This is a genomic window from Sulfurisphaera ohwakuensis (genome assembly GCF_009729055.1).
GTDB classification, from domain to species: domain Archaea; phylum Thermoproteota; class Thermoprotei_A; order Sulfolobales; family Sulfolobaceae; genus Sulfurisphaera; species Sulfurisphaera ohwakuensis.
Genome location: NZ_CP045484.1, coordinates 2,295,815 through 2,308,906, shown reverse-complemented (window position 1 = coordinate 2,308,906; position 13,092 = coordinate 2,295,815). Strand labels below are relative to the sequence as shown.

Below are 13,092 nucleotides of genomic sequence, written 5' to 3'. Positions count from 1 at the left end.
AAAGATTTTTATTAACGTGAAAAAGGGTTCAGCCCTTGTACAAATATTTATAAAATTCTCGTGTATACTTTAATTCATGTATATCGGTAAGCCGATAAAAAGAATTGAGGATTTAAGGCTTATAACTGGAAAAGGAGCATACGTTGATGATATTGAATTACCTGGAACACTATTTGTAGCATTCGTAAGAAGTAAATATCCTCATGCAAGGATTAAGGTTAAAAAAGAAGAAGGAATATTTACTGGTGAAGATATAAATCCTGGAAAAGATTTCCCTATAGCAACTAAAGAGACTACCTACGTTGGACAGCCAATAGCTATAGTCATTGCTAAAGATAGATATGAGGCTTATGATCTAATTGAATCTGTTGAAGTAGAATATGAGGAATTAGACTACGTTTTAGACCCGGAAAAAGCGTTAGAAGACAAAGTGAAGGTGCATAGTGGTTTATCTTCAAATATTTATTATCATGAAAGATGGAAAGGAGGAGACGTAGAAAAAGCATTTAAAGAAGCTGATTTAACAATTTCTGATACCTTAATCAATCAAAGGGTAATAGCTTCACCGTTAGAGACTAGAGGTGCTTTAGCTTACTTTGATGGAAATAAGCTTACATTTTACTCTTCTACGCAATCAGCTCACTATTTGAGAAGAAATCTTGTTGATTTCCTTGGATTTGAAAACATTAGGGTAATTCAGCCTGACGTTGGAGGTGCATTTGGTAGTAAAATCATTGCCCATCCAGAGGAATACGCTTTAGCTAAACTAGCACTAATATTAAGGAAACCACTAAAATGGGTACCTACAAGAACGGAAGAATTTATATCGGCTGGACATGGTAGGGACAAAAAACTGAAGTTTGAAGTTGCTGTTAGAAAAGATGGAACAATTTTAGGAATAAGAGGTACTCTGATAGCAAACTTAGGAGCTCCTTACCCAGATGCTAATGATGATGAATCTGGAAACGTTAAGAGTACCGTAAGGATGTTACCTGGTATTTATAAGATAATCGGTGCTGATATTGATGCCTATGCAGTTCATACAAATATAACTCCTACACAATCATATAGAGGTGCTGGTAGACCAGAAGGTATATACTTTATAGAGAGAATAGTAAATATTGTAGCAGATGAATTAGGAATAGATCAGTATGAAATAAGGTTGAAGAATGCTATTGACACATTACCGTATACTAACATTTTTGGTGTTACTTATGATTCTGGAAATGTAAAGAAACTTTTAGAAATTGGGAAGAAATATTATGATGAACTAAAGAAAGAGGATGGCTGTGTTGGTGTCTCTTCTTATATTGAAATAACTGCTTTTGGACCTTGGGAAGTTGCCAGAATTTCTGTTAAATATGATGGTAAAATTACATTAGTTACAGGTACTGGTCCTCACGGTCAAGGAGATGCAACTGCATTTGCTCAAATTGCAGCTGACGTACTGGAGTTACCAATTGAAAAGATTGAAGTTAGATGGGGTGATACGGAAATAATTGAAGATGGTATTGGAACATGGGGAAGTAGGACTGTAACTATAGGTGGTTCAGCAGTTTTATTAGCTTCTCAAAAGCTTAAGGATAAATTAATTGAAATCGGTGCTAAAATACTAAATGCTGACAAAGAGGAGGTTGAGTATAAAGAAGGAAATGTCACACATAAGAAGAACGGTAATAAAGTCACTTTTGACGAAATCGTAAAGAATGCTTTTAAGATGGGAGAAAGTCTGGATATAACAGCTATCTATAATGTTAAACAACCTCCCACCACCCCCTATGGTGTGCATTTGGCTCTAGTTAAGGTAGATGAGACAGGAAAAGTATTTGTAAAGAAATATGTTGCAGTTGATGATGTAGGAACTGTTATTAATCCTTTACTTGCTGAAGGACAAGCTATAGGTGGCATTGTACAAGGGATGGCACAAGCGTTATTAGAGGGAGCTTTCTTTGATGAAAATGGACAATTATTAACTACTAATTTTCAAGACTACTCTATACCTACAGCAGTAGAAATACCCGAGAAGATAGATTGGCAATATGAAATTCTAGGAAAATCTCCTCATCCTACGGGGAGCAAAGGAATTGGTGAAGCGGGTGCAATAGCAGCTACACCGACAATAATAAATGCTGTAGAACAATGTATTAAAAAGAGAATAACTAAAATGCCAGTTAGATTTGAGGAGTTGGTTAGTTGATGCAGAGACACTTTTTATCTGAAAAGGATAGTAAAAAACTAATCTCTGAAATAAAAAATAAATACGGAATTGACATTGAAGGAAAAATTGAAATTGGAAAGGAGAAAAAGCAAGTATACTACTTTGTTAATGGTTTACTCTCGTTTTTTTCAGAAGAACTAATTCCTACACTTTGTTTTATAAGAAAATATAATTTACAGTTACCTTCTGTAACAGTTGACGAAGGTGCAGTAAAGCATATTATAAATGGTGCTGATCTTTTTGTACCCGGTATTGTTGAGTATAACTGTAATTGCAAAGAAGGTGACATTGTTTTGGTAAAGACTAAGACAAATATTCCTATAGCAATTATAAAAGTTCTTATGGATAAAGAAAAAGCTTTAAATGAGAAAAAAGGGAAGTTTGGAATAAATTTACATTATCTTAATGACAAAATATGGGAAATGTGTAATGAGAGGGGTTCTAGTTCCAACGTATAATGAGGCGGAAAATATAAAAGAACTCATACCACGAATTAGGCAATATTTACCAGATGCAAAAATCATTATAGTAGACGATGATAGTGAAGATAGTACCGCAGAAATAGCTAGAAAGTTGGATGCTATAGTTTTTGTAAGAAAAGGTGAGAAGGGTCTTGGCAGTGCATTAAGGTTTGGACTACTTAAAGGATTAGAATTAGGATTTGAATACTTAGCAACCATGGATGCTGACTTAAGTCATGATCCTATTTATTTGCCTAAAATGTTTGAAGAAGCAACAAAAGCTGATTTGATTATAGGTTCTAGATATATAGAAGGTGGGAAAATTGAAAACTGGCCCTTAAAGAGAAGAATTATTAGCAAAGGAGCAAATATGTTAGCTAAGACCCTACTTAGAATCGATGTTAAAGATAATACTTCTGGGTATAGGGTTTATTCTAGGAATGCTATCGAAGTAGTTAAAGATTGTAAAAATGCAGATGGATATGAGTTTCAAATATGTGCGGTGTATAAGGTTAAGAGGGCTGGATTAAGGATAGTTGAAGTACCTATAACCTTTAGGGATAGAAGTAAGGGAAAAAGTAAGTTAGGAAGTGAAAAAATTCTTAATTGGTTTGTATATGTTTTAAAACTATCATTAGGATTTACTTCTTGATTTTTTTATTTTAGCTAATTCTTCCTTCAATAATTCTATTTCTTTTTTCAAATTTGTAATTTCGGCTTCATGGGCATCTAATATTTTCTTTAACTCATCACTTGAGACTGGTTGAGAGTTTTTCAGTTTAATATTATCATTATCTAATTCTACAAACCCTAAACGATAGAGTTCTCTGGCATAACCCTTTGCTGTTTTAGGAGAGATCTTTAATTCTAGTGCTAGGTCTTTTATGTTAATTTCTTTCTTTTCTTTTAAAATAGAAATTATATCTTGAAGACGGGGTGTCAGCTCCATATTCTTTAGCTTATGTAAATATTTGCTTTTAAACTCTAGGGCATAAGAGATATTGATAGCATTGGTGCTTCTATTAAGGGAACATGAAGTGCTGAAAATATTAAATTTTAAAGATGCATATGATGCATTAAAAAACTCTTTTATATTACTTTATCAAAAACTAGCCACTAATACAAAAAGAGTAAGAACTTCATTTCATGGAAGTGTTTTGACCTATCAAGCTGGAGGGTTAGATCACTACTTAGGATTTAAAGTATTTATTAAGGGTACTTTTTTCTCAATGCTCTTTGATGATAATGGAGAACCAGTACTTTTAGCTGAGTCAGATCTAATAACGAGAATTAGAACTGGAGCAATTTCAGTATTAGCCTCGGATTTTCTTGCAAAATCTAGCTATTCTGTTGTCGGAATTATAGGTCTTGGAAAACAAGGAAAATATCAGGTGAAAGCTTATTATGAATTGAAACCAGGAGTAAAAATAAAAGTCTTTAGTAAAGAAAAACTAGAAGAAGAAGCTAGGAAAATTATTCAAGAAGGAATAAAAGTGGAAAAAGCAAAAGATTACAAGGATGTTTGCAATGCTGATGTTATAGTAACAGTCACTAACTCAAAAGACCCTTTTATTAAGTACGAATTCTTAAATAAGGGAACACATATAAACGCTTTAGGCTCTAACTTACCTGAAAGAGTTGAGTTATATCCAGAGGTTTTAAAAAATGCATCAATTATTGCTGTTGAAGATTTAGAGCAAGCAAAGGAGGAAGCTGGAGATCTAATAATGGCTGAAAAGATGAATATGTTAGATTGGAATAAAGTAAAACCTATATCTGAAATTATTGCTGGAAAAGTAAGACGGAATAGTGAAGATGAGATAACAGTTTTCAAATCCATGGGAATAGGACTTGAGGATGTAGCAATACTCAAGTTACTTTATGAGAAAGCAAAGAAATATGGGATAGGAAGTGAGATTGATATAGGAGGAAAATGGTCTCTCGGATAGGTAGGGAAATAGAAATTTCTCCAGTAGAATTAGCCTCGCAAATTGCAAAAAAAGTCGAGATAAATCTTGCCAGCGGCACGCCAGATCCTAAAGTTATGCCTATTAAAGAAATAAAAGAGGCTTATAATGAAATTATTGAAGAATATGGTAGCAAAGTATTTTTCTATCCTGGTGCAGGAGGGCAAGAGGAACTTATAAAGGAAATAGAGAACTATATACCTAATCTTAATTTATCTTTGAATGGAAACAGAATTGTAGTAACAAGTGGTGCTCAGCACGCTATTGAGCTTTTATCTAAATATTTTCTAGAAAATGATACTATAGCTGTTGAAAACCCTACATTCATAGAAACTTTTACACCATTAAAGTTAAGAAGTAATGTTGTTCTTCCTATAGGTCTTGATTCAAAAGGAATTATTGTTGATGAATTGGAGAAAGTGCTGAAAATTGTAAAAATTAAATTACTTTATGTAATACCTAATTGTCATAATCCAGCGGGAGTTAACTTATGTGAAGATAGAAGGAAAAGGTTAGTTGAACTTGCAGATAGTTATGATTTCTATATACTAGAAGATGATCCATATAAACCTATAGCTGGAGAGACCCCTAAACCTATAAAATATTTTGATAAAAATGGAAGAGTAATTTACATAAGTTCTTTTAGCAAAATTATTGCACCTGGATTAAGAATAGGCTTTATACTAGCAAATGAAGAAATTGCAGAAAAAATATCTCTTATCGAACAAATGGATTTCTCTACTTCAACTATAAATCAATACGTAGTGGCCAGATTGTTGAAAAAAGGAATAGTAAAAAATAGAATGAATTATCTATATGAGCATTATGCTAATAAGATGAAAATTTTAACAGATTCTCTATTAGATACTGGATTTACTGATTTTAATAGACCATCTTGTGGATTTTTCTTACTTCTTGACTTAAAGAAAGATAGTTGGAAAGTCTTCAATGAGGCTATAAAAATGGGATTAAGCTTTGTTCCAGCTAAGCCTTTCTTTTTAAGGGGAGGGGATACTATGGCTAGGCTAAGTATATCCGTTGCTACCGAGGACGAAATTAAAAAAGGAGTTAAAATATTAAAATCAGCGTGGGATAGGGTTTAATCTCTTTAGAAAAGAAATTTAAAAAAGAGTATCTATTTTTACATAATGTTAGATGAAATAATAGCATTCATAAGTATTTTAGTATCATCTTGGAGTGTTTACAATTCGTTCTTAGCGATTTACGGAATTACATGGAACAAAATTGAAACCAAAGATTTCTCAGATAAGACTTTTTCTATAATTATACCAGCTAAAAACGAAGAAAAAGTATTAGGGAGACTATTAGATAGGATGGTAAACCAAGAATATGATAAATCAAAATATGAAATAATTGTTGTTGAAGATGGTTCAACAGATAACACATATCAAGTTTGCAAGCAATACGAAAACCTTTATGATAATCTAGTTCATTGTGTAAAACTAACTCCATCAAATGTTCCAAACGGTAAAAGTAGGGCTCTAAATTATGCCATGAAAGTAGCTAAGCATGAGATCATTGGAATATTTGACGCAGATACTGTTCCAAGATTAGATGTACTAAGTTATGCTTCTTCAGTGTTTAGTGACCCACAAATAGCTGGAGTACAAGGAAAGTTAATACCTATTAACGTTAGAGAAAATATAATTACTAGATTTGCTAGTCTTGAAGAGTTATATTATGAGTATTCTATAGCTGGAAGAGCAAGATTAGGATTATTTGTACCACTTGAGGGAACATGTACATTTGTAAGAAAATCACTCGTACAAGAAGTAGGAGGATGGAATGAATACAGCTTGACTGAAGATTTAGACTTAAGTATAAGATTAGTATCAAAAGGTTATAAAATAGTTTATGTGCCCTCTATTATGGCATGGAGAGAAGTACCAATAAGTTTAAGATGGCTAATAAAACAGAGATTAAGATGGTACAGAGGACACTTTGAGGTTAATCTAAAATTAAGGGGAAGTAAGATAGATCTGAGAATAATAGATGGTGCTCTTATAGTTTTAACTCCCATTTTCATGGTATTAAACTTAGTTAATTACTCACTAATTCTAATTTATCCGACTTCCTTATTTATAGTTGCAACAGCATTTGTATCTGCTGCCTCATTTGTAAGCTTCATCACTGCTTTAACTATTTCAAAGAAACACTTAATAGAATTTCCCTACTCAATATTATCACTAGTATACATGAATTTCGTAGTTTTACTTAATATAACAGCTTTGCTTTTAGAAATTACTAGAAGACCTAGAATATGGGTTAAAACAGAAAGAAGTGGAAAGGTTTTCACAGAGATAGGGAGATGAAAGACATGCTAGTGGAAAGAATTTTCAAAAAGAAATTGGAAGATTACTTAACGCATACGAAAGATGATAATACACTTTACGTCACAGACTTAATACGATGCCCCTTGAAAATTCAGTATGAAAAAACGTATAAAGAATTAGCAATTTCAGAGGTCTTCACACCCTCTACAATTTTAGGCGATATGGTACATGAGGGATTAGAGAACTTCATTAAAAATAACTTTAGTAATTCTCAAGTTGAGGTTGAGATAGAAAGAGAAATTCCAGTAAACAATAAGCAAGTGAAAATAAAAGGAAGAATTGACGCAATAGCAGAAATTGACGGAGAAAAGGTAGTAATTGAAATAAAAAGTGCTAGAGCTGATAAGGGATTACCACATGAGCATCATAAAGTTCAATTACAAATTTACCTTTGGATGACTGGAATAAAGAAGGGTTTACTAGTGTATATAACTCCAGACAGAGTAACTGAATATGAAGTAAATGAACCAGCAGACGAGGTAGGAGTAATTAGACTAGCCGAAGAGACGCTAAAGAGAACTAAAGTACCTAGATATCCTTGGGAGTGTGGTTATTGCGTCTATTCCTCTGTATGCCCCTACAAGAGAAATAAATAAAAACAAATATTCTTTTATTCTTATTCTTATCTCATGATTAGACCAGTAGCAATGACAATAGCTGGTAGTGATTCGGGTGGTGGTGCAGGGCTTCAAGCAGATCTTAAAACTTTTACTAGTTTAGGTGTCTTTGGAACTGTTATTGTAACAGGGTTAACAGCACAAAATACTTTTTCTGTTACCAATGTTTTAGAAGTTCCACCTGAATTTATTGAGGCACAATTTGATGCGGTAATGGTAGATTTAAAACCAAAATATGCAAAAACTGGAATGTTAGCTTCTAGTAAGGTAATTAATGCTGTCATGAATAAAGTCATACAATATAACATATCTCTAGTGCTAGATCCAGTTATGATAGCTAAGTCTGGTGCACCTCTAGTTACTGAGGATACTATTGATGCATTAAAGAAGCTTATTAAGCACTCACTAATAATTACTCCAAATAAATTTGAAGCTGAAAAATTGTCTGGAATAAAAATAACTGATAAGAAAACACTCATAGAAGCAACTAGGAAACTTTATGAAATGTTCAATGTGAATGTAATAGTAAAAGGAGGAAGTCATGTTGGTGGATTTGATTTTGCAATAGTAGATGGAAAAGAGTTAGAATTAGAGGGAGAATCTATAAACACAAAAAATACACATGGAAGTGGTGATGTATTTTCTGCTTCTTTAACAGCATATTTGGCTAAAGGAGAAAAACTAGAAGATGCGTTGATAAAAGCTAAAGAATATGTTACAATAAGTATAAAATACTCCTTAGATTTAGGCCAAGGTCATGGTCCAGTGGATCCTTTTGCACCAATAGACAGAATATTACAAAGGGAATTCGCAAGAGAAGAACTTGAAAGATTGTTGTGGGAATTTGAGAAAGATCCATCATTACTTTTACAAGTGATTGAAGATAATACTAAAAGCAATGTTGCATTTTTAACCGATTATGGAGATGTCGCTACGTTAGCTGGAGGAATAATAAAATATCTAAATAAGATAAAATTGGATGGGCCTATTTTAATTAATATAGAAAATGATATAAGCACAAAGATAAAAAAGATTAATAAAAGAGTTTGTATTTCTATTGCTTTAACTAGAAAAGTTCTTAATGCTTCAGAAAAAGGATTGTTAAAAATATCTGAGAGTGGCTTAGATAGTGATATTGTAATGCTTGATGGAGGAGTTTATTTAGTAGGTAACTCAATAGATGAGATTTTACAAAAACTTAGGAGGATTAAAGAGTTATGATTACCGTTGTGGGAAGTTATAATGTAGATTTTATTCTTAAAGTAGAAGAATTTCCAAATGAAGGAGAAACTGTGTTTGCAAAAGAAATCTATATAAATCATGGGGGAAAAGGATCAAATCAAGCAGTATCTGCATCAAGGCTTAGGTCAAAAGTTAGAATAATAGCTGCAGTAGGTAATGATGAATTTGGGAAAAATGCAATAAGATTTTGGGAAGATGAAGGAATTGATACAGCATATGTAAAAATAAAAAATAGTGTAACCGGTTCAGCATACATAATTGTGAATTCAAGGGGAGAAAATATGATAGTTGTAAATAGGGGTGCCAATGCCCTTTTAAATGAAGAGGATATAGATAATGCGTTATCTGGAAATATTTTGCTTACCCAACTTGAGATAGAGGAAAGAGTTGTGAAGAAAGCACTTAAGGAATTTAATGGAATAAGAATCTTAAATCCTGCACCAGCAATACTTAAGGATTTCTCGATTTTGGATTATGTTGATATTTTAACTCCTAATGAAATAGAATTTAAGGAGCTCACAAATACTGATGATATTGAATCTGGGATTCAATTATTGCTAAAGAAAGTAAAAAAAGCAGTTATAATTACACTGGGAGAAAGAGGTGCATTAATAGCAACCAAGCATGAAAAAATTTTAGTACCTACTATAAAAGTAAATCCTATTGACACTACTGGTGCAGGAGACGTGTTTAATGCAGCACTTGCTGTGTATCTAGAGAAAAATTATGATCTTAGAACAGCTGTAAGAATAGCAAATAAATTAGCTTCATATTCAACTACAATTATTGGAGCTTTAGGACCTAAATATGAAGAGGTGAAGGATTTAATTGAAGAAGAAAATGAGAATTAATAATAAGGAAGAAAAAGAAGCAGAAGGACACGAGTGTATAGGTCTTTGTTGTGACGACCTAGTTGATATTAATGAGAGGGATGATCTGTGAAGATTATATTTATAGGTACTGGAGCCGGGGCAACTTATGGTTCAAAGAGGGTAAAATCTTCTATATATATTAAAAGTAATGAAGGAACTTCTGTATTACTAGATTTAGGCACTGGAGCGAATTTTAAGATTGAGGATTTGAACCTCTTAGATTTCGAAGCAATATTCATTACACATCTTCATATAGATCATATAAATGGATTATTTGACCATTTAGTTCAAAGAAAAATATTAAGAATGAAAGAAATACAAGTTTATTCGCCACCAGGAATTCTTAAAGTCTTAGATTCATATGTTAAAAGTGGCAATAACATTTCAGCAAATACAATAGAGAATGAACTTCCAAAAGCTAAAATTAGTGATCTAGAGATATATTCCGTTGAAGCATGCCATAGTATTTATGCTGTTTCTTATATAATAACAGATGGTGAAAAGAAGATTATTTACACTGGAGATACTTTGGAACCTTGCGAAACTGTATTAGATGAAGCAAAAGATGCAGACCTTATTATACATGAAGGTAGTTGTATAGATGATTGTAGGCAATATGGACATACTTCAGTGAAGCAACTCATAGAGATGTATGATCGCAATAAATTAATTATAACACATATTCCAGCCCAAATAGAAAATCAAGTTAAAGAAATAGCAAAGGGTTATATTATAGCTCATGATGGTATGATGGTAGATGTGTAGAATTCTTGCTTTTAAAGCAAAAGGAGAGCCAAATTTTGAAGTTTTGAAAGCTTTTCTAAGTGCCAGCAAGAATGACGTATATTTCAAATATGGTTCACATTCAGATGGCTGGGGATTTATAGCACTTATTTCAAAAAATGGTAAGTGGAAAGTACTTTATTACAAGACTAATGAGCCTATTTATGAAGATCCTCTATTTTTTGATTACTTAAGTTTGCTTAAGGGAGATGAGATATATGCTATATTTCATGCTAGGAAAGCAGGGAAAAACTTCCTTTTAGGTGTAAGGCATAATCATCCCTACTATTATAGATTATCCACACATGATTTATATTTCGCTCATAATGGTTCTATAAATAGAAAGGCATTTTCTGAGCCTAACTACCCTTCAACTGATAGTTATTTGTTTTTCCTAGAAATAATAAAAAATTATTCCTTGAAGAATGATTTTAAAACTGCTTATTTGGAGACGTTAAGTACTCTTTCTCAGTACGCCTCTAGTCTTAATTCTGCATTACTAACTTTTAATAACCAAGAAGGTCCTAGAATATTTGTTGGATATTATTATAATAAAAATAGAATGAAAGAAATTGAAGAATATTATAAACTTTATAGATATGAAAACTATATATTTTCATCTACTGTTGGATACTATTTAGGTAAGAATGTTGAAGAATTAAGTTTTAGCTCAATTAATGAAATATCTGGCTAAAACATTTAAATAGATAATCAAATTTATATTTATGAACGAGGAATTAGTTGAAGCTAAAATTATAGATTACGGAACATTGAGGGAATTATACAAGGAAGTCCAATTTATAAGGCAATATTCGAAAATTTTGAAAATGAAAGGACAAGATGTAGGACCACCACCACATAATATACCAAAAGAATTGTACTATTTAGCATTAAATTCTAATGAAGTGAAATATGGACCAATAGAAATAGTAGGTAATAATCCCTATAGATTAAAAGGAATAAATGCAATAGTAAAAAGTGAAAGAGAAGAGATACCACTATACGCGGTTATCGATTTTACAAACAACATTAAGGTTTACTTAGCATATGAAAAACCTCGATCTATTGTGGGGGTAGATATTGGAGTGAGACATTTAATTACAATTGTAGCTTTGAGAAACGGAAAACTATGGAAGACTAGGTTTTGGGGAAAAGAACTGATCACTGATGAAATGATTAAAATATTAGGAAATCCTCAAGGGGTTAGTGAAATAAAAAATATTAGAAATAAGGTTAAAAAGGTAATAAGCGATATAGTAAATTTCATTGATGAGTTAAACCCTAAAATCGTAGCTTTAGAAGATTTAAGAATATTTGAAAATAAGGTTGGAAATACTTTAAGAAATATTGAAATAGAACTAGAACAACAATTATATTCTAGGGGTATAAAGTATAAGTTAGTTGATCCTTATAATACAAGTAAAATTTGCTCAAACTGTGGATTCAAAAAAGGAGAAGTTTTAGGACCTTTATTTGTATGTCCAGCATGTGGATTCAAAGCAGATAGAGACTTTAATGCTGCATACAATTTAGCATTAAAATGCTATTATACCTGTTAAATTTTCCAGAATTCTCTTAATATCCTCTTTTCTTCAGATAGATAATTTCTGAATCTACTCTTAACAGCATCTGATGATGTATTTTTAGGATATACCTTCTTTTCTCCTTGTAATCCGTATATAAATGCCTTAAGTCCTCTTATTAAACCTACACCATAACCACCTTCTAGAACTGCATATTTCCTTTCAAATCTATTTGAGAGTAAACCCATATTATAATATGTCCACTCAGTAGCTCTTACACTAGCAAGCCCATCACCCTCAAAAGCATCGAAACCAGCAGAATAGGCTATTATTTTAGGTTTAAAGTCATCAATTACAGATTGTATGATAGGTATTAACTCTTCATATAAATCATCTCCTCCTAACGGTGGAATTAATAGATTAATCTTTGTGCCTTCAGCATCTTTTCCTCCTATCATATCTGGGAATCCAGTACCAGGATATATAGTTCTTGGATCTTGATGAATATCTATATGTACAACCTCCGGATCGTTCCAGAATATATCTTGAGTTCCGTTACCATAATGCACATCAAAATCGATAATTAACACCTTCGTTAAGGCGTATTTTCTTATGGGAAAAGCGATATTATTGAAAATACAGAAACCTAGTGTTGGGGCACCAAATGCTTTTCCAAACCTACCAGCATGATGACCTGGTGGTCTTAACAAAGCAAACCCATTAGTCTCAAATGCTTTTAATGCCCCACCTAGAGCGTAGAGTGCCACATCAAATGTTTCTTTGCTAGTGTAAGTGTCTGCATCAATCATACTTTCCTTCTTGCTAGATGATTTAACTAGGTTAATGTAATCTTCATCATGAATTAATTTAACTTCTTCTTCAGATACTTTTTGTGGGGAAATTTTGGGATAATCTTTTAACTCTTCCAGAGCACGTTTTATTCTATCTGGATTCTCTGAATGCGTATATTTAGGTCTATGTAATAAATAAACATCTGAATAAATTAGTGGTATTAAAGACACAGAAGTTATATAGGGCTTTTGCTTAAAAAGCTA

14 protein-coding genes are annotated in these 13,092 nt (G+C 32.3%); 12 read left to right on the top strand and 2 right to left on the bottom strand.

What is annotated here, in order from left to right; translation table 11 throughout:
• Window positions 1–76 precede the first annotated feature (76 nt).
• Genes cutA through D1869_RS12785 form a run of 3 tightly spaced genes read left to right on the top strand, consistent with a single transcriptional unit; the run spans window position 77 to window position 3,331 of the window.
• A complete protein-coding gene (gene cutA / locus D1869_RS12795; RefSeq protein WP_156015428.1) occupies window positions 77–2,197 on the top strand; it encodes a glyceraldehyde dehydrogenase subunit alpha in 2,121 nt (706 codons plus the stop codon).
• Complete coding sequence (locus D1869_RS12790) at window positions 2,197–2,676, top strand: RNA-binding protein (RefSeq protein WP_156015427.1); 480 nt, start codon at window positions 2,197–2,199, stop codon at window positions 2,674–2,676. The genes cutA and D1869_RS12790 overlap by 1 nt, the downstream gene beginning before the upstream one ends.
• Complete coding sequence (locus tag D1869_RS12785; RefSeq protein ID WP_231113627.1) at window positions 2,648–3,331, top strand: polyprenol monophosphomannose synthase; 684 nt, start codon at window positions 2,648–2,650, stop codon at window positions 3,329–3,331. The genes D1869_RS12790 and D1869_RS12785 overlap by 29 nt, the downstream gene beginning before the upstream one ends.
• On the opposite strand, the gene D1869_RS12780 is transcribed toward D1869_RS12785, so the two are convergent.
• Window positions 3,314–3,628: a Sul12a family chromatin-organizing protein gene (locus tag D1869_RS12780; RefSeq protein WP_156015425.1), complete on the bottom strand. Its 315-nt coding sequence runs from the start codon at window positions 3,626–3,628 to the stop codon at window positions 3,314–3,316. The two genes, D1869_RS12785 and D1869_RS12780, sit on opposite strands and share 18 nt — an antisense overlap.
• Before the next feature lie 88 nt (window positions 3,629–3,716).
• Here D1869_RS12780 and D1869_RS12775 point away from each other — a divergent pair, with 88 nt between their 5' ends.
• The 9 genes from D1869_RS12775 to D1869_RS12735 all read left to right on the top strand — a co-directional run bounded on the left by D1869_RS12775 (window position 3,717) and on the right by D1869_RS12735 (window position 12,073).
• The gene (locus D1869_RS12775; protein WP_311732952.1) at window positions 3,717–4,628 is read left to right on the top strand and encodes an ornithine cyclodeaminase family protein; all 912 of its coding nucleotides are present in this window, start codon (window positions 3,717–3,719) and stop codon (window positions 4,626–4,628) included.
• The gene (locus D1869_RS12770) at window positions 4,613–5,749 is read left to right on the top strand and encodes an aminotransferase-like domain-containing protein (protein ID WP_156015423.1); all 1,137 of its coding nucleotides are present in this window, start codon (window positions 4,613–4,615) and stop codon (window positions 5,747–5,749) included. The genes D1869_RS12775 and D1869_RS12770 overlap by 16 nt, the downstream gene beginning before the upstream one ends.
• Window positions 5,750–5,794: 45 nt before the next feature.
• A complete protein-coding gene (locus D1869_RS12765) occupies window positions 5,795–6,979 on the top strand; it encodes a glycosyltransferase family 2 protein (protein WP_156015422.1) in 1,185 nt (394 codons plus the stop codon).
• Window positions 6,976–7,596, top strand: coding sequence for a CRISPR-associated protein Cas4 (gene cas4 / locus D1869_RS12760; RefSeq protein ID WP_231113626.1), 621 nt, complete (start codon window positions 6,976–6,978; stop codon window positions 7,594–7,596). Before D1869_RS12765 ends, cas4 begins: the two co-directional genes overlap by 4 nt.
• 33 nt (window positions 7,597–7,629) lie before the next feature.
• Entirely contained in the window at window positions 7,630–8,838 is a 1,209-nt protein-coding gene (gene thiD / locus D1869_RS12755; RefSeq protein WP_184651015.1) for a bifunctional hydroxymethylpyrimidine kinase/phosphomethylpyrimidine kinase, read from the top strand.
• The gene (rbsK, locus tag D1869_RS12750; protein ID WP_156015421.1) at window positions 8,835–9,710 is read left to right on the top strand and encodes a ribokinase; all 876 of its coding nucleotides are present in this window, start codon (window positions 8,835–8,837) and stop codon (window positions 9,708–9,710) included. Before thiD ends, rbsK begins: the two co-directional genes overlap by 4 nt.
• 87 nt (window positions 9,711–9,797) lie before the next feature.
• Window positions 9,798–10,496, top strand: coding sequence for an MBL fold metallo-hydrolase (locus D1869_RS12745; protein ID WP_156015420.1), 699 nt, complete (start codon window positions 9,798–9,800; stop codon window positions 10,494–10,496).
• A complete protein-coding gene (locus D1869_RS12740; protein WP_156015419.1) occupies window positions 10,489–11,208 on the top strand; it encodes a class II glutamine amidotransferase in 720 nt (239 codons plus the stop codon). Before D1869_RS12745 ends, D1869_RS12740 begins: the two co-directional genes overlap by 8 nt.
• Window positions 11,209–11,239: 31 nt before the next feature.
• Entirely contained in the window at window positions 11,240–12,073 is an 834-nt protein-coding gene (locus D1869_RS12735) for a zinc ribbon domain-containing protein (RefSeq protein ID WP_156015418.1), read from the top strand.
• On the opposite strand, the gene D1869_RS12730 is transcribed toward D1869_RS12735, so the two are convergent.
• Window positions 12,070–13,059, bottom strand: a complete 990-nt coding sequence (locus tag D1869_RS12730) for a histone deacetylase family protein (RefSeq protein ID WP_156015417.1) — start codon at window positions 13,057–13,059, stop codon at window positions 12,070–12,072. The two genes, D1869_RS12735 and D1869_RS12730, sit on opposite strands and share 4 nt — an antisense overlap.
• Between the last annotated feature and the right edge of the window lie 33 nt (window positions 13,060–13,092).